The following is a 23103-nucleotide window of genomic DNA, read 5'->3' on the forward strand; positions in this document are numbered from 1 at the left end:
TGCGGCGCCGCGAGGCGGTGAGCCGCAGACCGGTCGCACGTGGCCCGCCGCCGGCCACTCCCCCGGTCGGGAGGCCGTGACCCCATCCGCACCACGGGCCCCGACGGTGCTTTCCGGCCCCGAGCGTTCCGGAACGCCGCACGCCCCTTGCGGAGGGCGCGCCCCGCGCCCTGGACTGGTAACCCCCCACACCCCACCCCCACCGGATGTGATTCGTGTCCACGAACAACTCCGCACCCCGCCGCGGACTGCGCCGCGCGGCCGTCGCCGGCACCGCTCTCGGCCTCGGCGCCGCCCTGCTGGCCGCCGGGACCGCCACCGGTTCACCCGCCTCGTCGGAGCCGGCCGCCGCCGACCCGCCCACCGCCACCGTCGTCTTCCACGACGACTTCGACGGCCCCGCGGGCGCCCCCGTCGACAGCTCCTCCTGGAACCTCGACCCGGGCGACAACATCAACAACGTCGAGCTGCAGTACTACACCGACGGCACCGACAACGTGGCCCAGGACGGCAACGGCAACCTGGTGATCACTGCCGAGGAGGGCAACCCCGGCAACCACCAGTGCTACTACGGCCCCTGCGAGTACACCTCGGGCCGCATCAACACCGCCGGGAAGATCGAGGCCGAGTTCGGCCGCGTCGAGGCCCGCATCCAGCTCCCCGAGGGCCAGGGCATCTGGCCCGCGTTCTGGATGCTCGGCGCCGACTTCGGCGACGTCGGCTGGCCGCAGAGCGGCGAGATCGACATCATGGAGCTGATCGGCCACGAGATGGACACCGTGCACGGCACCGTCCACGGCCCCGGGTACTCCGGTGGCGGCGGCATCGGCTCCCCCTACCAGCTGCCGGCGGGCGAGAGCTTCAGCGACGGCTTTCACACCTTCGCCATCGACTGGTCGCCGGACTCCATCACCTGGTCCGTCGACGGCAACGAGTACCAGACGCTCACCCCGGCGGACGTCACCGGCGAATGGGTGTTCAACAAGCCCTTCTTCCTGATCCTGAACGTCGCCGTGGGCGGCGAGTGGCCCGGCTACCCCGACGGGTCCACGCAGTTCCCGCAGGAGATGGTCGTCGACCACGTGACCGTCACCGAGTTCACCCGCTGACCCGGGTCACCGCACGGGGCGGTCCGCGGGCCCCGACCGCACCGCACCGCACGCCGCGCCCGGGTCGCCGGGACACCGCCGTCCGGGCGGAGAAGAGCCGCCCGCAGCACCGCCCCGGCGCGCCCCCGGTAATGAGAACCGACGATGTGGGTAGCTCGACCGTCATGAGCAGCAGACTCGCCCGGGCGGACCGTCGACTCTTCCAGCTGGTGGCCGCCCACCACTTCCCCGGGGGCGACCGTGTCCTCCCCCGGCTCAGCCGCAGCGCCAACCACGGACTGCTGTGGTTCGGCGCGGCGGCTGCGATGGCCGCCTCCGGCCTCGGAGGCCGCCGCACCGCGCGCAGGGCGGCCCTCCGCGGCACCGCCTCCCTCGCCGTGGCCTCCGCGACCGTCAACGTGCTGGCCAAGCGCGCCGTGCGCCGCCGGCGGCCCGTCCTGACCGACGTCCCGGTCATACGGCAGCTGAACCGCGCCCCGTTCACCACGTCCTTCCCGTCCGGGCACGCCGCGTCGGCCGCCGCCTTCACCACGGGCGTCGCGCTCGTCTCCCCCAAGTGGGGCGCCGCGCTGGCGCCGGTCGCGGCCTCGGTCGCGTTCTCCCGCGTCTACACCGGGGTCCACTACCCGGGAGACGTGGTCGCGGGCGCCGCCATCGGTGTCGGCGCCGCGTTCCTCGTGCGGCGGCTGCTCCCCCGCGACCACCTGGAGCCCCCGGCGGTCCGCACCGCGGTCAAGGCTCCCGAGCTCCCCGAGGGCAAGGGCCTGGTCGTGGTCGCCAACGCCGGCTCCGGCAGCTCCGGCCTGCCCCCCGAGCGCGTCATCGGCGAGGTGCTGCCCCGCGCCGAGGTGGTGCTCTGCGGCGGCGAGGGCGGGGTCGACGTCACCACCGCGCTCCGGCAGGCCGCCGAACGCGCCACCGAGCTCGGCGGCGCGCTGGGCGTCAGCGGCGGCGACGGCACCGTCAGCGCGGCCGCCCGCTGCGCCATGGAGCACAACCTGCCGCTGGCCGTCCTCCCCGGCGGCACGCTCAACCACTTCGCCCACGACCTGGGCATAGAGACCACCGAGGACACCCGGCGCGCCCTCGCCGACGGCGAGGCGGTCGAGGTCGACCTGGCCCGCTTCACCAACGAGGACTTCGCACCGACCCCGGACGACCCCTCGATCCCGGCCGCCGGCGGCACCTTCGTCAACACCTTCTCCCTCGGTGTCTACCCCGAGATGGTGCGGGTCCGGGAACGCTGGTCGCCCCGGGTCGGCAGCTGGCCGGCCGGCGTGATCGCCGCGTGGCACGTGCTCCGCGCCTTCGACCCGGTGGAGTTGGAGATCAACGGCGAACGGCACCGGGTCTGGCTGCTGTTCGCGGGCAACTGCCGGTACGAAGGGCTCGGTCTCGCACCGCAGCGCCGCTCCCACCTCGCCGACGGTCTGCTCGACGTGCGCGTCGCCTACGCCGACCGCTGGGCCCGCACCCGGCTGCTGGCCGGTGCCCTCAGCGGGCGGCTGAGCAGCTCTCCCGTGCACGGCGCCGCGCTGCTCCGCCGGATGCGGATCGACTGGATCGCACCCGGCACCCGGCTCGCCTACGACGGCGAGATCGGTGACGCGCCGGGTCGGCTGCTGCTCTCCAAGGAGCGGTCCGCCCTCACCGTCTACTGCCCCCAGGCCACCCAGCGGCTCACGCCGCTGACCACCACGGTCTGACGCCGGCGCCCGACGGCGCCCCGACCCACCACGGACTGCGGGCCGTGCCGACCACCACCGGCACGGCCCGCAGGCGCGTCCGCTCGGCGGCGCCCCGCCGTGTGCGGGTCTCGCCGGCATCGACACCGGCAGCGGCAGCGGCAGCCACGGTGGGCGGGCCGGCCCCGCCCGGCTGCGGCACCTGCGGGCCCCGACCCCGCGAGTTCCGGAACTCGGTTCTCTTGCAACCCAGTTGTGCAGGCGCTGCAATGGACCCGCACCAGGCTTCTTCACACCCCCCACAACCGCGCCCGCCACCGCGCCTTCGCGCGCCTACCGTCGGGCGCGGGTTCGACGGCGGCACCACCGCCAGAGAGGACGTGGCCCATGACGGGTCCGTGGCCCACCCGTGCCTCCTCCCCCGACTCCCCGGCCCCCGCCCGGGTCCGCCGCCGCCCGGCGCTGCGCCGGCCACGACTCGTGGTCGCCGCGCTGGCGCTGAGCCTCGGGGCCTCCCTGCTGGCGTCCGGCGCGACCGCCACCGCGCTGCCCGACGCGGCCGCCCCCTCCGTCGCCGCCGCGGCGCCGGCCGCCGAGCCGCCCACCACGCAGAACGTCGTCTTCTTCGACGACTTCAACGGCCCCGCCGGCGCCGGCGTCGACGGCAGCAAGTGGACCCACGAGGTCGGCGACAACTGGGGCAACAACCGCGAGTCGCAGTACTACACGCCGGGCACCCGCAACGCCGCGCTCGACGGCAACGGCAACCTCGCCATCACCGCCCGCAAGGAGAACCCGAACAACTACCAGTGCTGGTACGGGCGGTGCGAGTACACCTCCGCGCGACTCAACACCGCCGGCAAGTTCAACGCCCAGTACGGCCGCGTCGAGGCGCGGATCAAGGTCCCCCACGGCCAGGGGGTGTGGCCGGCGTTCTGGATGCTCGGCGCCGACTACGCCAACGTCGGCTGGCCGCAGACCGGTGAGATCGACATCATGGAGAACGTCGGCTTCGAGCCCGGCAGAGTCCACGGGACGCTGCACGGCCCCGGCTACTCGGCGGGCGGCGGTATCGGCGCCTCCTACACCCTGCCCGGCGGGCAGCGCTTCGCCGACAACTTCCACGTCTTCGCGGTGGACTGGTCGCCCAACCGCATCTCGTGGTCGGTCAACGGCACCGTGTACCAGACCCGCACCCCCGCCGACCTCGGCGGACGCCAGTGGGTCTTCAACAAGCCGTTCTTCCTGATCCTCAACTTCGCCGTGGGCGGCGAGTGGCCCGGCTACCCCGACTCCTCCACGCAGTTCCCGCAGCAGATGCTCGTCGACTACGTGCGCGTCACCGAGGGGCAGAAGCCCCCGCCCACCGGCCGCACCGGCACCATCACCGGGCTCGCCGGGAAGTGCGTGGACGTCGCCAACGCCAACAGCGCCAACGGCACCCCCATCCAGCTCCACGACTGCAACGGCAACGCCGCCCAGCAGTGGACCATCCCCGGCGACGGCACCATCCGGGCCTACGGCAAGTGCCTCGACGTGGACGGCCCCTCCACCGCCGACGGTGCCGCCGTCCACCTCTGGGACTGCCACGGCGGCGCCAGCCAGCAGTGGGCGATCAGCGGGGCGCGCGACATCGTGAACATCCCGGCGAACAAGTGCCTCGACGTCCGCGAGCACAACACCAACAACGGCACCCGGCTCCAGATCTGGACCTGCTCCGGCAACCCCAACCAGAAGTGGAACACCCCCTGACCGGGCTCTGACCACCTGACCCGCCACTCCTGCCGGCGCGGTGCCCGCCCACCCGAGGGCCGGGCACCGCGCCGGCCCTCGGCGGACGCCCGCAGCACGAGAGCACGACAAGAGCCCCTCCCGGGACTCCGGGGAGGGGATTCACTGTGCGCTCGGCAGGATTCGAACCTGCAACCTTCTGATCCGTGGACCATGATCCCCAGGTCTCTGACCTGGGGATTCATGCTCTCTTCCTTCGCAGCTCACCGGATGGTCAGCGATAGCTACGACGCACTACGACCAAAGTACTCCGCCCGCGCGTTCTCCCATTTTTCTCCCACCCATCTCCCGTGCTCACCGGGCGGGCTGTGCGGCTCTCGCCGCAACCGACGGGGTTCAGATACGGTTGAGGCCAGGCCACTGCGGGGGTTCGCTGGCCCCGCGGTGCAGGGCAGTGGTGGCTGTGGCCTCCATGGCTGCGTCCCCGGTGACGTACACGGCGGTGACGGTTCCGGCGCCTTCGGAGGATGCGGAGGAGTCGCCGTCCAGGTTGTGCATACACGAGTTCACCCGGGCTGCGAAGCGCTGTACGGCGCTGCCGACCGCGCCCGCGCTGCTGCTGCCGTACGTGAGGCCGCCACTGGATGTGGCCGCGGTACTCAGGTCACCGGCCAGGTCCGAGGTGGCGCTGGCGATTTCCGGCCGCTGGCCGTCAAACTGTCGGAGCACCGCCCGCACATGCGACGGAACAATGTCCCAGTCCACCAGCCTGCCCCCGCTCAACGTAGTTGTTGGCCGACCGGGTTGATGGTACGGAACCGCCACTGCGGACACAACTGGTACCGTCCATATACGCAAGGTGAGCTTGCATGGGGGCGAGCTGGACGCAGCACGCTACCGGCGAGGAGTTGGGGGAGCCAATGTCCATCGTCAGTCCGGCCGAGATCCCATGGTTTGCTGGAAACCTCGCAGAGCTGGAGCGAACTGTCACCGCTCTCAGACGTGATGGCCGGACGATCTCCGACTGAGCTTCTTCGAGTTGGCCACTGATCGGGTGATGGCCGTGAAGCGCAACGAGCGAGGCCCCCAGGCGGTTGATCGAGATGTCTGACGTCTCAACAACACTGCTCGGGGGCCTCGTTGGTCATCCATCCTGCCGCACTCGACCTGCCGCACGCACTCATCGAGTGGGTCACCATGCTGATCGTCACCCGTGAGGGTGACCGCCGCTGCAAGCTCCGCCCGTCCCAGCGCGCGATGGTGGCACTGGTGTACCTGCGCGAGCACACCACTCTGGCGAAGATCGCCGCCGGTTTCGGGATCAGCGAGTCCACCGCCCACGCCTACACCAACGCGATCGTCGACCTGCTCGCCGCACGTGCACCGGGCCTGCTGAAGACGCTGCGCGAGCATGATCCCGACTTCGTCCTCCTCGACGGGACCCTCGCCGAGTGCGACCGGGTCGGCGACGGCCGGGCCGACTACTCCCACAAACACCGGCGCCACGGCGTGAACGTGCAGGTCGTCACCGATCCCGACGGTCAGCTGCTGTGGCTCTCGCCCGCCCTGCCGGGCCGCACCCACGACCTGACCGCCGCCCGCACCCACCGGATCATCCGCATCTGCGAGCGCCAAGGCGTTCCCATCCTGGCCGACCTTGCCTACCAGGGCGCCGGCCCCTGGCTGACCACCGGCATCAAACGCAGACCCCTGCAGGAACTCACCCCCACCGAAAAGACCCGCAACCGTGCCCTGGCCGCCACACGGGCACCCGTCGAACGCGGCGTCGCAAGACTGAAGTCCTGGCGGATCTTCCGCAGGGCCCGATGCAGCCCCAACCGCATGACGTCAATCGCCAAAGCCATCCTCACCCTGGAGCGGCAACGCTGAAGAAGCTCACTGCGGAACGCGCCTCCACTCCACCTTCCAAGGCATCGCCCAGGGCTACACGCCGCGGAGTCCGAAGACCTGCTGGCAACGACCGTCCCGCTACAGCAGACCGGGGCCCGGGTCAAGGACGCTGTCACCCAGGTAGCAACAGTGCTGGACCGCTATGTTCTCGAAGCGCGCATCATCGGGGACCGCCTTGCTGACCTGCGCGAACGCGCCCGTCAGCTTTCGAGCGGCAGCTGGGAGGCCGACGACCCGAGAACGATGGAGGAGAGCGAGCGCATCCGCGCGGAGGTCCGCGACGTCGTGACCGCCTTCGGGCGGCTCGAAGAGGAAACGGTACGGCAGATCGACGGCGTGCTGGACGAGGAGTGACCCAGGGTAGGAGTGATGAGGGCCGGCTACGGCGACCACGGCTATGGCACTGGCGAGGACTCACCGCCGAACACCGAGGAGAACGCCGGCGACGGAGCGCAGTACGACTACATCCCCTGGCCCGAGGAAGGGGCTTTCCTGGCCCGGCACAAGAACACCATCGAACTCGCTGCGGCAGAATCCGGAATCGACCCCGCCACCCTTGTCGCCCTTCTGATCAAGGAGGGAGGCGGCCGGGCCGAATTCACGGGACTGCCATTCCTGTCCGGAGCGCTCCGCTCCCTGGAGGGCTTGGGGACGATCTTCGGAAGAAACCAGACGGTGGGCATCGGGCAGATGCGCCCCGATGTAGCCCAGCGGCTCTTCCGGGACCACTACGGACACGAGATATCGACGTCCGACGCACGAAGGGTGCTGGCCTGGGACGACACGTGGGGAATCCGGCTGGCGGCGGCGGAACTCAGGTACATCAAGGAGGAGCTGGGAGTCACCGACCGAGAGGCGTACGTCATATACGCAGCTGGAGCTCAAACTGAGGCCACCCGCCTGTGGCTCAGTGGCGCACCAAGGGAACGGGCACCGCTGGTGTACGAGCGCGCGGACGGCTCCGAGAAGCACCACCAGTGGGCCGAGGAGTACTGGGAGAGAGCCGGCCAGGAGGACGGACGGGACCGGGAGCAGCGCAGGCGGCAGGAAGAACGAGAGCTTCACGAAGGCGACATGCAACGGTGACGAGAAGCAGCAGTACACATGACCTGCCTTCCGATCGGCCTCCTCGCCAGGCCCGGCGGCGGGTCCCCGGGCTACTTCTGGTCGTCGGCCTCGCCATACTGGCGGTCGCAGTCGTGGCAGTCACCTTGGCGGCCTCGGCGCTCAGCACGACCAAGAACGTCTCCAGCGCAGCCCGTGCCGAAGTGATCGGCGAGGCGCACCTCCTCGATGAGGTCGTTACCACCAGCCCTACCGGTGACAATCCATACGAGATCCGCTATCTGGTGCTGGATCTCTCCCCTTCCGAGCAACGTCGCCACCTCGAAGCCAAGGGCTGGGAGACGTTCGACATTCCCGACACCTCGACCGGATTCGGTGGCAGCACCGAGCGCCACAACGCCACCGCCTACGTCCAGCCCCTCCCCGACTTCCTCGACGCACACCGTGGCAGCCACACCGCCGAGCTGAACCGCTTCGATGACCTCCCCGCCCCTGACAACCTCATCGCCATCACCCTCCAGCCCTTGCGGTGACCATGCGGCTCCTGCACGCTCTACCTGAGTCAGCGAGGGCGCAGCCCTTGGGGCAGACAGCGGCGCGACGATCCTCGTGGCCTTGGACATGGACGACCTGTTCACCCTCCTGCTGGCATCCCACGCGTCACGTGATGTCGGTGTGAGCACTGCCGCGGTGCTGGCCGTCAGGGGACGACGACGGCCTGATGCCCTCGGAGTGGATGAGGATGAGGCGGGCCCGGACGGGACGGCACCCGCCTAGCCAGCACGTTGATGTCAGCTGGTGATGTCAAAGGCCCCTCACGGAGTCCGTGAGGGGCCTTTGACCTGTGTGCGCTCGGCAGGATTCGAACCTGCAACCTTCTGATCCGTAGTCAGATGCTCTATCCGTTAAGCTACGAGCGCCTCGGCCCGGCGGGTTTCCCCTGGACCGCGTTGCGTGGACAACATTACAGCACCTCGGCCTCAGGGTGAAATCGATAGCCCGTACCCATCCTGAGCTGCGGAAACGTCCTCGGGCGGGCGTGTCGGCGGTGGTGTCCCGCCGCCCGGGGAGCACGGTCGGCGGGGTGCCGGCGGCAGTGAGCGGCGAAGGGCTCCGGGCAGCGGCGCGGCAGTGCGAGTGCGGCGGGGCGGACGGCGGACGGCGGACGCGCGGAACGACGAGACCCCCGGCCGCAGGGCCGGGGGTCTCGGTGAAGCTGCGGAGGCTCCGGGATTTGAACCCGGGATGGGGGGTTACCCCAAACCGCATTAGCAGTGCGGCGCCATAGACCAGACTAGGCGAAGCCTCCACGCACCCCGCGCGTGCGAAGGGTGCGTGCCAAATCATGCCACAGCCCGGGCGAGCGCTGCGAATCGACCCCGTTCCGTGACCGGGGAGCGGCGGACGACCGGCACCCCGGGCAGTCCCGGAGGCTGGCCGGCCCTGCGTCGCAGCCCCCTTTCAACAACCCGTGGGCATCGCGCCGGGCAACGGTCGCGGCGGAGCGCACCCGTCCCGGCCTGCGAGGCAACCGCCGGAGCGCGGCAGGCGGCGCACGGACCGGGCACACGTACGGCCGTGCCCCGCGCAACGCGAAGCCCGCGGCCGCGTTAGGCAGGGAAGGCACGCGCTCTTGCGCCGCCCGAACCCGACAGGCTGGAGCACTCGCATCATGTCGTACACCGCACTCGCCGCCGCCCTCGCCGCCGCTGCCGCCTTCGCCGGCACCGCGACGGGCGCCCCCGCACAGCAGGACGCGGAGACCCGACTGGTCATCTCCGTCTCCGAGAACGGCGACCACTCGGACGCCCGGGAGACCACCCTCACCTGCAACCCCGCCGGCGGCGAGCACTCCGCCCCGCAGGCCGCGTGCGACGAGCTGGAGGCCGCGGGCTCGACCGTCCTCTCCCCGGTCTCGCGAACCTCGGTCTGCACCCAGATGTACGGCGGGCCGGAGACCGCGCGCGTCACGGGCGTCTGGGCCGGGCAGCCGGTCGACGCCGAGTTCAGCCGCACCAACGGCTGCGAGATGCACCGCTGGGACCAGCTGGGCACCGTGCTCGGCGGCTGAGGCCCGCACCTTCTCTCCCCTCCTTGCGCCGGACGTGCGGCGCACCCACCGTGCCGTGCCCGTCGGACCGGTGGCCGGCCGCCCTCGGCCCGGGGGCGGCCGGCGGGCGTCCGGAGGGGCGGCCGGTCGGATCGGCCGGGGCCGGCGCCGGCCCGGGTCCCGCCCGTCGCCTGCGGGCGTCGGCCGCCGTCACACGCCCGGGTGGTCCGGCCTGTGGGACCGGCACGGCTTCAGCACCCGGTGCCCGCCCCGTGCGGGGTCGGTGACCGCCGGATGTCGTCCCGCGAGCCGGACCGTCGATATTCGGCGACGATTTCCCGCCAACGCGCGCCGGGGGCGCACACCGTCCGCGTGGCGGTTGCCCCTCACCGCTGCCCGTTCGCCCGGCCCCTCTCATCGGCCCGGACACCGACACCTCGTCAACTCCCCTGCTGCGCAGTGCCGGCAGCGTGCCGGGCGTCCCGGCCGCCGCGGCCCCCAGCCCTCCGCCGCTGGACGGCGACCGCCGCCGGCGCCCCCCGTCGGCACCGCGCGCCCCTGCCCCCACCGGCCTCGACGTGGCATCCGCCACAGACCGTCGGGTCCCCCGTACGGGAGAATCCTTGCTCGGTCGGGCCACCTCCGTGTGGGTGGCTGCCCGTAGACTCCCTCTTGACGCCTTCCGGTGCGCCCGCCGTGTGCGGGCCGGGCCGGGAGCGGTCGCCGGGGAGGTCAACGTGGGGGCTCAACGTCACTGAGGAGGATGGGTCGTCGTGAGCAGCAGGCCGGCGAGAGGCACTGCTCGCCTCGCCGCCATACTCGACGCGCTGCCTGACGCGCTGGTGCTGGTCAACGGCAACGGCACGGTGGTCAACGCCAACAGCATCGCGCAGGAGGCCCTGGAGTCGACGGGCGCACCGCTGGTGGGCCGCGGGCTCCTGGACATCCTCCCCGACTTCGACCCGCGGCGTATCCCGGGTTCGATGCGTCCGGAGGAGCTGGACTCCCAGGGCCGCACCGGCCCGACGCGGATGACGGCGCGGCGGACGGACGGCAGCGAGCTGCAGGTCGAGGTCACCAGCGCGGCGATCCCGGCAGGGCACTCGCCCTACGCCTCCGCGATCGAAGCGGCGTTCGCCGACGACTACAGCGGCGACGAGCTGCTGATGCTGGTCGTGCGCGACCTGACCGGCACCCTCGACACCGAGGCGGAACTCGCCCGCCAGCAGCGCCAGACCGAGATGATCCTGCGCGCGGCGACCGAGGGCGTCATCGGCGTGGACACCGAGGGCCGGGTGGTGCTGGTCAACCCGGCCGCGGCGCAGACGTTGGGCCACCGCGCGGGTGCGCTGGGCGGCCAGGAGGTGCACGGGCTGATCCACCACTCCCACGCCGACGGTTCGCCGCTGGCCTGGGAGGAGACGCCGCTGCACGACACGCTGCGGTCGGGCCGCAAGCACCGCGTCCGTCAGGGGCAGGTGCTGTGGCACAAGTCGGGCGAGGCCATCCCCGTCGACATGACGACGGCCCCGGTACGCGACGGTGACCAACTGGTCGGCGCCGTGATGACCTTCACCGACCGCCGGCCGCACGACTCGCTGGTGGCCCGGCACTCCCAGCTGGACGCGGTGCTGGCGCACGCGCTGCGCGGGCCGCTGGAGGAGCTGCGCGGCGAGCTCTCCGCGCTGGCCGCGGACGCCGCGGGCCAGTTGTGGCCCGAGGCCAACCAGGTGCTGCACCATCTGGCGGCCGGGTACGCGCGGATGACGACGCTGGTGGACAACGTCCTCAGCTTCCAGCGGTTGGACTCCGGCCGGGAGAAGCTGGCGCGCAAGAAGGTCTCGCTGGACACCGTCGTCACGGCGGGTGTCGAGGGCGCGACCGAGCTGATCGGCCCGGGCCGGGCGCAGTTCGCGGTGCACGCCCCGCCGATCGACGCCGAGGTCGACCCGGAGCGGCTGGCGCAGGCGCTGGCGCACCTGGTGGCCGATGTCGCGGGGGTGGACTCCACCGGCCGTTCCGCCAACGGCGCGCGGGGCGACTCCACCATCGTGGTGGCGGCGGCGCAGCGCGGGGACGTGGTCCGGATCGAGGTCCGCGGCCCGTACACCGGCGGCGACCCGGTGCACTCCCCGCTGGTGCGCGGCATCGTGCGGCTGCACGGCGGCGTGTTGCAGACCCATGAGGTGCCCGGTGCGGCGGACGGCCGCGCCTACGTGCTGGAGGTCCCGGTCCGGGCGGACCGCAAGCCCGTCCCGCCGGGCCAGCGGGTGGAGCGGGCCGGGGACACCACCGTCGTGCCGGTGCCGATGGAGCCGGTGCGGGGCACCGCGGCGCGGCGCGGCGCCGAGCAGGCGAGCCGTCAGGGGCCGCAGCCGCAGGAGGCGTCGTCGGGTGAGGACGGGGCGACGGCGCTTCCGGCGCTGCCGGCCGGTTCCGACGCGCCGCGCCCCGAGCCGCTGATCGTGACGGCCCCGGAGCCGGCGGCCGGCGGGTTCCCGGTCGCACCGGAGGGCGGCGAAGGCTACGGCGGCGAGGGCGGGCCGGTGCGGCCGCAGCTCCCGGCGCAGGCGTCGGAGGAGCCGCGGCCGGTGGCGGAGCCGGCCCCCGGGCCGCAGATCCCGGAGCAGTCGGCGCCGCAGCAGTCGGAGCCGCAGCAGTCGTTGCCGCAGCAGCCGGTGGCCGTGCCGGGCGGGAACGGGGAGTCGCCCACGGGGCGTCGCCGCCGGGCCCGTGCGGAGGGGCCGGTGCCGCAGCCCGGTGGTGAGCCGATGGCGTTGCCCGGACCGCAGGGGTTCGAACACGAGCAGCAGTCCGCCGGGGACACCGGCGGCGGCCGGCGCCGTCGCGCCGGAGCGGTGGCCGAGACGGAGCTGCCCGCCGAGGCGGCGCAGCAGATCCCGCAGCAGGCCGGTGGTGAGCAGCCGTCGGGCCGTCGGCGCCGTGCCGCGCCCGAGGGTGTGCCCACCGGGGTGCACGGCCCGGACACGGCGGCGGGCCCGAGCGGCGGCATCGTGATGCCGCCGGCGGAGGAGCTGCCGCCGCCACCGGCCGACCCGTACGCGACGGCCCCCGCACTGGCGGGGGTACCGTCCGAGACGCCCGAGGAGTCGGGCCCGCCCGCGCTCCCCGCGGCGTCGCAGCCGGCGGAGGAAGCGGCCGCACCGGAGCAGGAGCCGGCGGCCCAGCCCGGTCCCGAGCAGCCCGCGCCGGCGGGTGGGTTCGCGGTCTCCCCGGAAGGCGTGGCCCAGGCGGATTCGCCGCAGCAGGTGCCGCAACAGGTGCCGCAACACCCCGCCCCCGGGGGAGCGCCGGAGGCGGTCGTGCCCCAGGAGGCGGCCGCCGCGGAGGCGCCCGCCGAGCAGCAGCCCCCCGCGGTGGGGGAGGCGCCGGCGCGGTCGGACCACTCGCGGGTCGCGGCCAGCCCGATACTGTCCGGTTCGCTGCCGCAGCAGGAGCGGCCGCGCCACCAGCCGCTCCCGATGCCGGGGAGCGAGCGGATCGCGGATCAGCACAGCTCGGGGGTGAGCGTGCAGACGCTCGGCCAGGGCATCCCGGTCTCGCAGGTGACGCAGCACGAGGAGCAGCGGGCCGCGGAGCAGCGCGCCGCGGAGCAGCAGGCGGCGGTCGGGCCCATGATGGGCGCGGTCCCGGCGTCGAGCCCGGGGCGGCGGCGGAAGCTGGGCAACCCGGCGGCGGACGACTCGCGGCTGAACGCCGCGGGCGCGATCCCGTCGGCGCCGGGTACGGACGGGGTGGGCAGGCAGTTCGCCATCGGTGCGCCGGCCGAGGGCTCCGAGGAAGGCCCGGAGCATCTCGACGGCCCCGGCGGGGCGGTCGAGGTCACCGCGGCGCGGACCCCTGCGGACGACGCGGAGCTGCCGCCGGAGCCGCTGGACAACCCGCGGCGGCTGCTGGTCTGGCCCGAGCCCGACGTCTCGACACAGCAGGCGCTGACCGAGCGGGGCTACCGCCCGGTGCTGGTGCAGTCGCGGCAGGAGGTGGACGCGCAGATCGCGGCCTATCCGGCGGCGCTGTTCGTCGATCCGCTGACGGGGCCGATCACGCGGACGGCGTTGCAATCACTGCGGCAGGCGGCGGTGGCGGCGGGGGTGCCGGTGCTGGTGACGGCGGGCCTGGGGCTCGCGAGCCGTGACGCCGCCTACGGCGCCGACCCCGCGGTGCTGCTGAAGGCGCTGGCGCCGAGGGACAGCGAGCAGCACCCGCCGCGGGTACTGCTGGTGGAGGAGCGGCAGCCGATCGCGGACGCGTTGTCGATGGCGCTGGAGCGTCGGGGCATGCAGGTGGTCCACGCCGCGGCGGATGCCGAGGCGATGGAGGCGGCGCAGCAGTTCCGCCCGAACCTGGTGGTGATGGATCTGGGCCAGGTCCGGCGGCGCCGGGTGGGCCTGATCGATTTCCTGCGGGTGCACGACGCGTTGGCGCGGACGCCGTTCGTGGTCTACACGGCGGCGGAGTTGGACCCGGCGCGGCTGCCGCAGTTGGCGTCCGGCGAGACGGTGCTGTTCCTGGCGGAACGGTCCACCAGTGACGAGGTGCAGGCGCGCATCGTCGATCTGCTGGCGAAGATAGGGGCCGGTTCGCTGCACGGCTGACGCGAGTCCGCGTGGCGGCGGCCCGCCTCCCCCGGAAAACACCTTCGGATGGAGGCGGGCCGCCGTCGTGTGCGGGCGGCCCCGGGCCGCGGCCCGGCACGCCCCGGTCCGGGGCGGATGCGGCGTCAGTCGTCGTAGCGGTCCAGGGTGACGACGTCGAGCTCCCCGGCGGCGTGGCGGGCGCGCAGCAGCTTCTTGTCGAACTTGCCGACGCTCGTCTTCGGGACCTCGTCGATGGTGGTCCACCGCTCGGGCAGCTGCCAGCGGGGCACGCGTTCGGCGAGGAAAGAGCGCAGCGCCCCGGGTTCGGTGCTGCCGGCGGGGCCCCGGTCGGTGGTCCCGGTCCCGGCTGCGGCGGCGGTGTCCTGGGGTGTCAGCACCACCGCGGCGAGCGGCCGTTCGCCCCAGACCTCGTCGGGGACGGCGACGACCGCGGCCTCGGCGACGCCCGGGTGGGCCATCAGGTGGTTCTCCAGCTCGACGCTGGAGATCCACTCGCCGCCGGACTTGATGACGTCCTTGGCGCGGTCGGTGATGGTGAGGTACCCGTCCGCGGTGATCGTCCCGACGTCGCCCGTCCGCAGCCAGCCGTCCGGGCTGAACCGGTCGGCGGGCCGGTCGGGCCCGGCGTCCGGGCCGCCGTAGTAGGCGCCGGCGATCCACGGTCCGCGCACCTCCAGTTCCCCGGTGCCGACGCCGTCCCAGGGCTGCTCCGTGCCGTCGGGGCCGATCAGCCGCGGTTCGACCGAGGCCGGGAAGCGGCCCTGGCTGACGCGGTACGGCCAGGCCTCCTCCCCGGTGAGGCCGCGCGGCGGGTGGGCGTAGCTGCCGAGCGGCGAGGTCTCGGTCATGCCCCAGGCGTGCTCGACGGTGACGCCGTGCCGCTCCTGGAACTCCCGCATCAGGGAGGGCGGGCAGGCGGAGCCGCCGATGGTCACGCGGCGCAGCGAGGAGATGTCGCGGGGGCGCGCGGCCAGCTCGCCGAGGAGTCCCTGCCAGATGGTGGGCACGGCGGCGGCGTAGGTCGGGCGCTCCGCCTCGATCATGTCGGCGAGCGGGCCCGGTTGGAGGAAGCGGTCGGGCATCAGCAGGCCGACCCCGCCCAGGAATGCGGCGTGCGGCAGCCCCCAGGCGTTCACGTGAAACATCGGCACCACGGGTACCGCGAGGTCGGCGCTGCTCAGCGCCATTGCTTCGACGGTGTTGACGTGCAGCGAGTGCAGGTAGATCGACCGGTGCGAGTAGACGACGCCCTTGGGGTCCCCGGTGGTGCCGGAGGTGTAGCAGAGTGCGGCGGCGGTGGTCTCCGGCAGGTGCGGCCACGGGTACTCCGTGGGGCGGTCGGCCAGCAGTTCCTCGTAGTCGTGGACCGCGGGGCGGCAGCCGTCGAGCACCGAGGTGTCGCCCTGGCCCACCACGACGACGTGCTCCACCGAGCCGAGTTTCGGCAGCAGCGGCGCAAGCAGGGGGAGCAGGGTGCCGTTGACCAGGACGACGCGGTCGGCCGCGTGGTTCACGACCCACGCGAGCTGCTCGGGTGGCAGCCGCAGGTTCAGGGTGTGGAGCACCGCCCCCATGCTGGGTACGGCGAAGTAGGCCTCCAGGTGCTCCGCGTTGTTCCACATCAGGGTGGCGACGCGGTCGCCGTCCTGTATCCGGAGCTCGTCGCGCAGGGCGTGGGCGAGTTGCGCGCAGCGGGCGCCGGTCTCGCCGTAGCTGCGGCGACGGGCGCCGTCGCCGGTCCAGGTGACCACCGGGGAGTCGCCGTGGACGGTGGAGCCGTGCCGCAGCAGTCGTGAGACGAGAAGGGGAACGTCCTGCATCGTGCTGTACACCGGGCCTCCCGAGGTCGCGGGACGAGACGCGCTTGTTCCTGTACACGCCGGTAGCTTCAGTGAAGCGCAGTCTGGCAGCAGCCGCCCGGGATGTCAGCGGGTTGCACAGGCTCGGTGATCATGCGTTCGCGGTACACCGACCACGGTGGGGCGGAAAGCGGAGCGCGAAGTACAGGGAGCGGGTCGACGCCGCACCGCCCCGACCGGGGCGGACCAGTGGCGGGGCGCGGGTGGGACGCGGGGCGCAGGGCGGGGCGGAACGGGTCAGGCCGCCATCGGCTGCTGCCGGGCGACCGCGGACTCGGAGCCGGCCGGGGTGATCACGGCGGCGAGCGAGAGGTCACCTCGCAGCTTGGTGAGTGCGCGGGAGACGGCGCTCTTGACCGTGCCGACGGAGACGCCGAGCACCTCGGCGGTGCGGACCTCACTGAGGTCCTCGTAGTACCGGAGGACGACCATGGCGCGCTGCCGGGCCGGCAGCCGCATCACGGCCTGCCACATGGCATCGCGCACGGCCTGCTGCTCCGCGGGGTCGGCAACGGGCAGCGGTTCGGGCTCGGGCAGCTCACCGGTGACGTACTCGTCCACGCGCCGCTTGCGCCACTGCGAGGTGCGGGTGTTGACGAGCGTGCGCCGGACGTAGCCGTCCACCGCGCGGTGGTCGGCGATCCGGTCCCAGGCCACGTAGGTCTTCGTCAGCGCGGTCTGCAGCAGGTCCTCGGCGTCGTTGGGGTCCGAGGTGAGGGAGCGGGCCGTGCGCATCAGCACCGGGCGGCGCGCCTGAACGTAGGACGCGAAGCTCGGTGTCACCTGCGAGGTGCTTCCTGAGGTGGTCATGGTTCATAACGTAGGCCGCACAAGGGGTCCGGCGGATCGACCCCAGGTCTGGTCGGACCCTCCCTCCAGCGGAGTAGGAACCGCGCTCCGCCGACCACCTACAGGTGGAGGCGGCGTCATCACGGCGTCGGGGTTCTCAGGGTCGGCATCAGGGGAGCCGGACGGCGGCCGCACTCGACATGATCACCGTGGGCGATGTTCCACGTGAAACATGTGACCACCGAGGCGTTCGCGGCGCGATTCGGGGCAACGGAGGGCAGCGGTCGTCCCGGAGCCGCTCTGGAGGGTTACCCCGACCACAACCCCGCCACACCGCCCTCGGCGAGGCGGTGAGCAGCAGGCGGAACGGGAAGGTCAATGGTCCCTGGGTTGGGCCTCCACCCCGCTCCTCCCGGAGCATCGGAGGGGCCGCCGCCCGGGGTGCGACCGGCCGCGACGGCGTCACGACGACGCGCAGCGGTCGTGACGCGACGGTGGCGACTCGGCGGCAGTCAGCGGCCCCCAAGGCGAGCGCGGCGTCCGGCGGCGGTCAGCGGCTCTCCGGGGCCGGCGCGGTGTCCGGCGACCCGAGCGCCGCCACCTCGCTCGGGGTGCCGGCCATGATCGTGCCCACGTGGGCGGTGATCTGTGCGACCGGCCAGTCCCACCAGCGCGCCCGCAGCATGCGTTCGACGTCCTCCGCGTCGAAGCGGGTCCTGATGTGCCGCGCCGGGTTGCCGGCCACGATCTCGTACGGGCCGACGTCCCGGGTCACCACGCTGTGGGCGCCGATGACGGCGCCGTCCGCGATCCGCACCCCCGGCATGATGGTGGCGGCCCGCCCGATCCAGACGTCGTTGCCGACCCGGGTGTCCCCCGCCTGCTCGATCGCCGAGAAGGTGTCGAGGGTCGCCGCGGTCCAGTCCCCGCCGAACATGGTGAACGGGTAGGTGGAGGGGCCGACCATCGGATGGGAGCCGCCGGGCATCAGGAAGGTGACGCCCGGCCCGATCGCGGTGAACCGCCCGATCACCAGCCGCTGCGGGCCGAAGAGGTAGAGGACGTTGGCCTCTTCGAACGGCCGGCGCCGCCCCTCGTCGTCGTAGTAGGTGAAGTCGCCGACCTCGATGAAGGGCGAGGTGATCTGGTTCTTCAGGAAGACCACGTTGGTGAGTTCGGGTCGGGTGGTGGGGTGCGGCTGGTTCGGGTCGGGGGCGCTCACGGCTGCCTCGCTCTGTGCTGGACGGGCGGAAGAGGGTGTGGGCGGGCGCGGCCCCCCGATCGACCGCGACGTCCCGGCGTCCGCTACCCGGCACCGCCGGAAACCCACCTCCCGCGCAGATCAGGGGGCGGGTATCGGACATGCGGCGCAGGGGCGGGCGGGCGCAGGGGGGCGGGGTGCGGCGCCCGTGTGCGGTGCCCCGGGTGAGGGCGTCCCCCGGGGCACCGCCGGAAACGGGGAAGGCCCCGCGGCCGCATCGGAAGGTTGCGGCCACGAGGCTCCTGGTGTCGGGGCCGGCTGGTCCCCCCGGGACGACCGCCGGCGCCGACCTCACCAGAGGTTGGTGAAGTTGACCGTGGCGTTGGTCTGGTCGATCGCGGTGAACCCGCTGCCGACCACGCTCGCGGTGTTGTTCTGGTTCGCGGCCCCCTGGCCGGTCGCAGCCTGCTGCGTCGTGGTCGAGTTGCCCTCGTTGTCGTCGCCGACACCGCTGCCGATGTTGCTGACCACGGACGCGTTGGATCCGTAGCCCGCGACGGCGCCGTTGTTCGCCAGGGCGACACCGCCCAGCAGCCCCAGGGCCAGCGGCAGCGAAGCGGCGGCGGCGACGACACGAGCGGTACGGATGTGGGTCATTCAGATCCTCCTGGGTTGCGGCCTGCCGTCGGGGCATGCCGGTGCGGTCGTGCGGAGTGGTGCGAAGGGCGTGGGGGGCGTGGTGCGGTGCTGTCGTATCGATGCGGGTCCGTCGTACGGCGGGGGTTGCGCCCCGCCGACGGCTCCTCGAACGCCCGCCCCGGCGGACGGGAGTGGCTCCCGCCCCGGCTGGTCCGGGGGGACGGTGGGTCTGGGTCTCTGACTCGGAAGGCCGGCCGAAGGGCCGGTGGTGCTGCGGTGTTCGGTGCGGTGTTCGGTGCGGCGGGCCCGTCGGCCCGGTTGATCGTCTGCGACGTCGTGCCCCCATGCTGCCCGGACGAACCAGCTGGAACCACCGCATCACCCAGCTTCCCTCCCACGAAGGACCCAGCCCCCGGAAAACCCCGCTTTCGGGGCGTTTCAAGTCTCCGCACACCGGGCCACCGGGGGCGCTCAGCGCCGACCGCGACGGGGCGCACAGCGCGCACGGCAGCCTCGTGCGCCCCTCGCGGAGTCACGCCCCGTCCTCCGCGTCGCCTCCCGTCCGGGCGAAACTGCGCGGCGACGGGTGGCCGCGCCGACCAGCAGCGGCAGCCACCGGCGGGGTGGGGCATGCTGGTCGGATGTACCGGGAACGGGAGACGCCGCTGCTTCCCGGGGCCGTCCTCTGGGACAGGGGCCCCGCGGCAGCGGCGGCGGAACAGCGGGTCCTGCCGGACGGCTGCACGGACCTCATCTGGTGCGACGGCCTGCTGGTCGCAGGCCCCGACTCCCGGGCGCACCTGAGCACGACACCGCCGGGCACGGCGTTCGACGCGATCCGGCTGCCGCCGGGGACGGGCGCCGCCGTTCTCGGGGTCCCTGCCGCCGAACTCCGGGACCAGCGGGTGCCGTTGGCGGCGCTGTGGGGCGACGCGGCCGCCCGTGCCCTCAGCGAGCGCGTGGCGGGGGCGCAGGACCGCGGCGCGGTGCTGGCCGACGTGGCCCGCCAACGGCTGGCGGCGGCGTCAGGGGCCGCGCCCGGCGCCGGACCGGAGGCCGAGCCCCTGCGCCGAGTGGTGCTCGCCCATGCCCGGAACGGAAAGGCCGTCGCAGAGACCGCGCGGGCCGCGGGGATCGGCGAACGGCAGCTGCACCGCCGCTGCCTCGCGCTCTTCGGCTACGGTGCCAAGCAGTTGGCCGGGATTCTGCGGCTCCACCGAGCGCTGGATCTGGTGGCGGCCGGGGTCCCCGCCGCCGAGGCGGCGGTACGCAGCGGCTACGCCGACCAGCCGCACTTCGCCCGGGAGGTGCGCCGTCTGGCAGGCGTGCCGCTCTCCCGGCTGCGCTGACCGCGACGCCCGGCCCGGTCGCCGCGCGCGGCCCGGCGGGACGCCCTGACGGGGCTCGACGCCGGGCCGCGCCGCCGGGCCGCCGGCGGCGACCTGGGGCGGCACCGGCGTCCCGCGCCCCTCCGGGCACCGGCCCACGGGCACCGATCGCGCCGACCCTCCGTCCCCGGGGTGCGCGGAAAGCCCGCAGCGCCCCGGGGAGTCCGAGCCGATCAGGTCCCGGCCGCCTCCGGCAGGGGCGCGAAGAGGTCCACGCTGTTGCCGTCCGGGTCCAGGACGGTGGCGTAGCGCTGCCCCCAGACGGCGTCCCATGGCGGCAGCTCGCCGGGGTGACCGGCGGTCGTCAACTCGGCGTAGACACGGTCCACCTCGGCCGGGGAGTCGCAGGCGAAGGCGACGCTGAGGCCGCCGCCCCGGCCCGGCTGCCACTCCGGGGCGAACGACCGCATCGTCTCCTCCGTGTCCCAGGCGAGCCGCAGGCCGCCGGGGAGCTCCGCCTCCACGTGCGGGGCGTCGTCGGCGGCCTCGGGGACCGCCACCCCCAGGGCGCGGTAGAAGTCGAGGGAGGCCGAGAGGTTCGAGGTGACGAGTCCGAAGACCGCGATGCGCGTAGTCATGACCGCAGGTTAGGCAGGGCCACGCCCGTCGGTCTTGAACGAAACGGACACGCCCCGGCCGCCCCGCCCCTACCGAGGAGCGGCCGGACGACGGGCGCCACGACCGGCCCCGGGGGCCAAATACGTTGCCCGATCAGCCGGATACGCCTTGCATGGCCCCCATGACCGACACAGCGCACGACCCCGACCGAACGGCGGCGACGCCGCCCACCGCCGACCCGCTCCCCGGCACGGCCGATCTCGGTTCCGACGCCTTCGCCCTCTCCGCCCTCCGCGCGGTGGACCACTCCGGCGACGACGGGCTGGACCCGCTGCCGGCCACCCGGCGTGCCCTGCTCCACCAGGTGGCGCGCGCCCAGGCGGACGGCCGCGCCCCGTCCGTGGTGGCGGCGCTGGTCCGCGGGGGCCGGCCCCGCTGGTTCGCCGCGCGCGGCGAGGTCGCGGGTTCGGCGCCCGGGCCGGACACCCAGTACCGGATCGGCTCGCTGACCAAGACGTTCGTCGCCGTGGCGGTGCTGCGGCTGCGGGACGAGGGGCTGCTGTCGCTGGACGACCGGCTCGACGTCCATCTGCCCGACGTGCCGCAGGCCGGGGACGCCACCGTCGCCCAGCTGCTCTCCCACACCGCCGGCCTGGCGGCGGAGACCGGCGCGCCCTGGTGGGAGCGGAGCCCGGGCGAGCTGCGCCCCGAACCGGCCGACCTGCACGGCCCGACGCCCCGCCCCCATCCGCCGGGCCGGCGGTTCCACTACTCCAACCCCGGCTTCGCGACGCTCGGCGCGCTGATCGGCGCGGTCCGCGGCCGGGACTGGTTCGACGTGCTGCGCGAGGAGGTCCTGGAACCGCTGGGCATGCGCCGCACCACGCAGTCGCCGCGCGCGCCGCACGCCGCCGGCTGGGCCGTCCATCCGCACGCCGACGCCGTGCAGCCCGAACCGGCGGTCGACACCGGGCTGATGGCCCCGGCGGGGCAACTGTGGTCCACCGCCGCCGACCTCGCCCGCTTCGCCGACTTCCTCTCCCGGGGCGACGACCGGGTGCTCTCCGCCGCCTCGCTGGCGGAGATGCGCCGCCCCGCGGCACCGCCCGAGGGCGGCCACTGGATCGACGGGTACGGCCTGGGGATGCAGCTACTGATGCTGGACGGGCGGCTGCTGGCGGGTCACAGCGGCTCGATGCCGGGGTTCGTCGCGGGGCTGTGGGTCCACCCGGAGCAGGACGTCGCGACGGTCGTCCTGGCGAATGTGACCAGCGGGCTGCGCGCGGCGACGCTGGCGGCGGACCTGCTGACGGCGGTGGCGGAGCAGGAGCCGGCACTGCCGGCGCCCTGGCACCCGGACCCGGCGCCCGACCGGGAACTGCTCGGCCTCTCCGGGCTCTGGTACTGGGGGCCCGCCGCAACCGAAGTGCGGGTGACGACCGGGCGGGAGCTGCGCCTCGGCGCCCCGGGAGCGGGACGCGGCTCCCGGTTCCGACCCGAGGCCGACGGCAGCTGGACGGGGCAGGACGGGTACCTGGCGGGTGAACGGCTGCGCGTGGTGCGGCGGCCGGACGGCTCGGTGAGCCATCTCGACGCCGGTTCGTTCGTCTTCACCCGGCGGCCCTACGAGCCGGGTGACCCGGTGCCCGGCGGGGTCGACGCGGCCGGCTGGCGGTGACCCGCGGGGCGCCGCCCGCGCCCTGCGGCGCCGCCCCGGCGGGGCGGTCAGAGCGTGAGCTTGAAGCCGACGTGCGAGGCGGTGAACCCGAGCCGCTCGTAGAACCGGTGGGCGTCCTCACGCGTCGCGTCGCTGGTCAGCTGCACCAGGGAGCAGTCCTGCCGCCGCGCCTCGTCCACCGCCCAGCCGATCATGGCCGCGCCGAGGCCGTCGCCCCGGTGCCCGCTGTGGACGCGGACCGCCTCGATCAGCGCCCGGGAGGCGCCCTTGCGGGAGAGCCCGGGGATGACGGTGAGCTGGAGGGTGCCGACCACGGTGCCGTCGGCGTCGGCCACCACCAGGTGCTGGTGGGGGTCGGCCTCGATGGCGTCGAAGGCCCGCCGGTAGGGGGCGGGGTCGTCGAGGTCCTCCCGGGTCGCTCCGAGCGGGTCGTCGGCGAGCATCGCCACGATCTCGGGAAGGTCCTCGGCGCGGGCGGGTCGCATGCGGGGTGAAGTCGTGGAAGTCGTCACCGCGCGCACCCTACCGGCAGCCGGGGCGGGCGCGGCCGGGCAGTTTACGCCGGGTCGCGGCCGGATGTCCGGGTTTCCCGGTTCCCGTCCGCAGATCGTAAGTGCCTTGACACGCTGGGCGACGGCAGCAGCACGAGCCAGTCGAGTCCGAAGGCGGAGTCATGACGGTGATGTCGGTGAACAACGGTGCCGGCGCGGCCGGTGAGCACGAGCGGCGCCCCGGGCCACCGGCCGCCTGCGAGCACGCGGCGGGCGCGGTGCCGGGGACGCCCGCGGTGCCGCCGATGCCGCTCGCCCCGCCCTTCGTGC

The 23103-nt window shown here is 73.7% G+C and carries 18 protein-coding genes and 2 tRNA genes; 11 read left to right on the forward strand and 9 right to left on the reverse strand.

Annotation, left to right across the window (positions count from 1 at the left end; genetic code table 11):
- Positions 1–215 precede the first annotated feature (215 nt).
- The 3 genes from HCN56_RS06740 (at position 216) to HCN56_RS06750 (ending at position 4546) form a co-directional block, all read left to right on the forward strand.
- Entirely contained in the window at positions 216–1109 is an 894-nt protein-coding gene (locus HCN56_RS06740; protein ID WP_167968565.1) for a glycoside hydrolase family 16 protein, read from the forward strand.
- 164 nt (positions 1110–1273) lie between these two features.
- On the forward strand, positions 1274–2815 hold the full coding sequence (locus HCN56_RS06745; protein WP_167968566.1) for a bifunctional phosphatase PAP2/diacylglycerol kinase family protein: 1542 nt from the start codon (positions 1274–1276) through the stop codon (positions 2813–2815).
- 366 nt (positions 2816–3181) lie between these two features.
- Positions 3182–4546, forward strand: coding sequence for a glycoside hydrolase family 16 protein (locus tag HCN56_RS06750; protein ID WP_167968567.1), 1365 nt, complete (start codon positions 3182–3184; stop codon positions 4544–4546).
- 375 nt (positions 4547–4921) lie between these two features.
- Here the strand turns inward: HCN56_RS06750 and HCN56_RS06755 are convergent, their stop codons facing one another.
- Positions 4922–5290 (reverse strand): DUF6507 family protein, encoded by a 369-nt coding sequence (locus HCN56_RS06755; RefSeq protein ID WP_167968568.1) that lies wholly within the window; start codon positions 5288–5290, stop codon positions 4922–4924.
- A 375-nt stretch (positions 5291–5665) separates the two neighbouring features.
- Here HCN56_RS06755 and HCN56_RS06760 point away from each other — a divergent pair, with 375 nt between their 5' ends.
- From HCN56_RS06760 to HCN56_RS06775, 4 genes are all read left to right on the forward strand, one after another.
- Positions 5666–6415, forward strand: coding sequence for a transposase family protein (locus tag HCN56_RS06760; protein ID WP_167968569.1), 750 nt, complete (start codon positions 5666–5668; stop codon positions 6413–6415).
- A 150-nt stretch (positions 6416–6565) separates the two neighbouring features.
- On the forward strand, positions 6566–6790 hold the full coding sequence (locus HCN56_RS06765; RefSeq protein ID WP_167968570.1) for a hypothetical protein: 225 nt from the start codon (positions 6566–6568) through the stop codon (positions 6788–6790).
- Positions 6791–6805: 15 nt separating this feature from the next.
- The gene (locus HCN56_RS06770; protein ID WP_167968571.1) at positions 6806–7522 is read left to right on the forward strand and encodes a hypothetical protein; all 717 of its coding nucleotides are present in this window, start codon (positions 6806–6808) and stop codon (positions 7520–7522) included.
- 113 nt (positions 7523–7635) lie between these two features.
- The gene (locus HCN56_RS06775) at positions 7636–8034 is read left to right on the forward strand and encodes a hypothetical protein (protein ID WP_167968572.1); all 399 of its coding nucleotides are present in this window, start codon (positions 7636–7638) and stop codon (positions 8032–8034) included.
- 314 nt (positions 8035–8348) lie between these two features.
- Here HCN56_RS06775 and HCN56_RS06780 read toward each other — a convergent pair.
- Positions 8349–8421 (reverse strand) — tRNA-Arg (locus tag HCN56_RS06780).
- A gap of 299 nt (positions 8422–8720) precedes the next feature.
- Positions 8721–8810: transfer RNA gene (locus tag HCN56_RS06785), tRNA-Ser, on the reverse strand.
- A 363-nt stretch (positions 8811–9173) separates the two neighbouring features.
- Here HCN56_RS06785 and HCN56_RS06790 point away from each other — a divergent pair.
- Both HCN56_RS06790 and HCN56_RS06795 read left to right on the forward strand, forming a co-directional pair.
- On the forward strand, positions 9174–9572 hold the full coding sequence (locus HCN56_RS06790; RefSeq protein ID WP_167968573.1) for an SSI family serine proteinase inhibitor: 399 nt from the start codon (positions 9174–9176) through the stop codon (positions 9570–9572).
- A 752-nt stretch (positions 9573–10324) separates the two neighbouring features.
- Positions 10325–14167: a PAS domain-containing protein gene (locus tag HCN56_RS06795; protein WP_167968574.1), complete on the forward strand. Its 3843-nt coding sequence runs from the start codon at positions 10325–10327 to the stop codon at positions 14165–14167.
- Positions 14168–14292: 125 nt separating this feature from the next.
- On the opposite strand, the gene HCN56_RS06800 is transcribed toward HCN56_RS06795, so the two are convergent.
- The 4 genes from HCN56_RS06800 to HCN56_RS06815 all read right to left on the reverse strand — a co-directional run bounded on the left by HCN56_RS06800 (position 14293) and on the right by HCN56_RS06815 (position 18676).
- Positions 14293–16002 carry a long-chain fatty acid--CoA ligase gene (locus tag HCN56_RS06800; protein WP_167968575.1) on the reverse strand — a complete coding sequence of 570 codons (1710 nt, stop codon included), beginning with the start codon at positions 16000–16002 and terminating at the stop codon, positions 14293–14295.
- A 264-nt stretch (positions 16003–16266) separates the two neighbouring features.
- The gene (locus tag HCN56_RS06805; RefSeq protein ID WP_167968576.1) at positions 16267–16839 is read right to left on the reverse strand and encodes a SigE family RNA polymerase sigma factor; all 573 of its coding nucleotides are present in this window, start codon (positions 16837–16839) and stop codon (positions 16267–16269) included.
- Between the two features lie 529 nt (positions 16840–17368).
- Positions 17369–18040 (reverse strand): CatB-related O-acetyltransferase, encoded by a 672-nt coding sequence (locus HCN56_RS06810; RefSeq protein ID WP_312871087.1) that lies wholly within the window; start codon positions 18038–18040, stop codon positions 17369–17371.
- A 330-nt stretch (positions 18041–18370) separates the two neighbouring features.
- Positions 18371–18676 carry a hypothetical protein gene (locus HCN56_RS06815; RefSeq protein WP_167968577.1) on the reverse strand — a complete coding sequence of 102 codons (306 nt, stop codon included), beginning with the start codon at positions 18674–18676 and terminating at the stop codon, positions 18371–18373.
- A 623-nt stretch (positions 18677–19299) separates the two neighbouring features.
- On the opposite strand from HCN56_RS06815, the gene HCN56_RS06820 reads away from it, so the two are divergent.
- On the forward strand, positions 19300–20007 hold the full coding sequence (locus tag HCN56_RS06820; RefSeq protein ID WP_167968578.1) for a helix-turn-helix domain-containing protein: 708 nt from the start codon (positions 19300–19302) through the stop codon (positions 20005–20007).
- 212 nt (positions 20008–20219) lie between these two features.
- Here HCN56_RS06820 and HCN56_RS06825 read toward each other — a convergent pair whose 3' ends face one another.
- On the reverse strand, positions 20220–20624 hold the full coding sequence (locus HCN56_RS06825) for a VOC family protein (protein ID WP_167968579.1): 405 nt from the start codon (positions 20622–20624) through the stop codon (positions 20220–20222).
- 161 nt (positions 20625–20785) lie between these two features.
- On the opposite strand from HCN56_RS06825, the gene HCN56_RS06830 reads away from it, so the two are divergent.
- A complete protein-coding gene (locus HCN56_RS06830; protein WP_167968580.1) occupies positions 20786–22282 on the forward strand; it encodes a serine hydrolase domain-containing protein in 1497 nt (498 codons plus the stop codon).
- 47 nt (positions 22283–22329) lie between these two features.
- Here the strand turns inward: HCN56_RS06830 and HCN56_RS06835 are convergent, their stop codons facing one another.
- Positions 22330–22767 carry a GNAT family N-acetyltransferase gene (locus tag HCN56_RS06835; protein ID WP_167968585.1) on the reverse strand — a complete coding sequence of 146 codons (438 nt, stop codon included), beginning with the start codon at positions 22765–22767 and terminating at the stop codon, positions 22330–22332.
- Positions 22768–23103 lie beyond the last annotated feature (336 nt).

The organism is Streptomyces lonarensis, assembly GCF_012033735.1.
GTDB classification, from domain to species: Bacteria; Actinomycetota; Actinomycetes; order Streptomycetales; family Streptomycetaceae; genus Streptomyces; species Streptomyces lonarensis.

Coding starts and splice junctions, on each gene's coding strand:
- HCN56_RS06745 (WP_167968566.1), top strand. CDS start 1,274: ATGAGCAGCAGACTCGCCCGGGCGGACCGTCGACTCTTCCAGCTGGTG.
- HCN56_RS06750 (WP_167968567.1), top strand. CDS start 3,182: ATGACGGGTCCGTGGCCCACCCGTGCCTCCTCCCCCGACTCCCCGGCC.
- HCN56_RS06770 (WP_167968571.1), top strand. CDS start 6,806: ATGAGGGCCGGCTACGGCGACCACGGCTATGGCACTGGCGAGGACTCA.
- HCN56_RS06790 (WP_167968573.1), top strand. CDS start 9,174: ATGTCGTACACCGCACTCGCCGCCGCCCTCGCCGCCGCTGCCGCCTTC.
- HCN56_RS06805 (WP_167968576.1), bottom strand. CDS start 16,839: ATGACCACCTCAGGAAGCACCTCGCAGGTGACACCGAGCTTCGCGTCC.
- HCN56_RS06815 (WP_167968577.1), bottom strand. CDS start 18,676: ATGACCCACATCCGTACCGCTCGTGTCGTCGCCGCCGCCGCTTCGCTG.
- HCN56_RS06820 (WP_167968578.1), top strand. CDS start 19,300: ATGTACCGGGAACGGGAGACGCCGCTGCTTCCCGGGGCCGTCCTCTGG.
- HCN56_RS06825 (WP_167968579.1), bottom strand. CDS start 20,624: ATGACTACGCGCATCGCGGTCTTCGGACTCGTCACCTCGAACCTCTCG.
- HCN56_RS06830 (WP_167968580.1), top strand. CDS start 20,786: ATGACCGACACAGCGCACGACCCCGACCGAACGGCGGCGACGCCGCCC.
- HCN56_RS06835 (WP_167968585.1), bottom strand. CDS start 22,767: ATGCGACCCGCCCGCGCCGAGGACCTTCCCGAGATCGTGGCGATGCTC.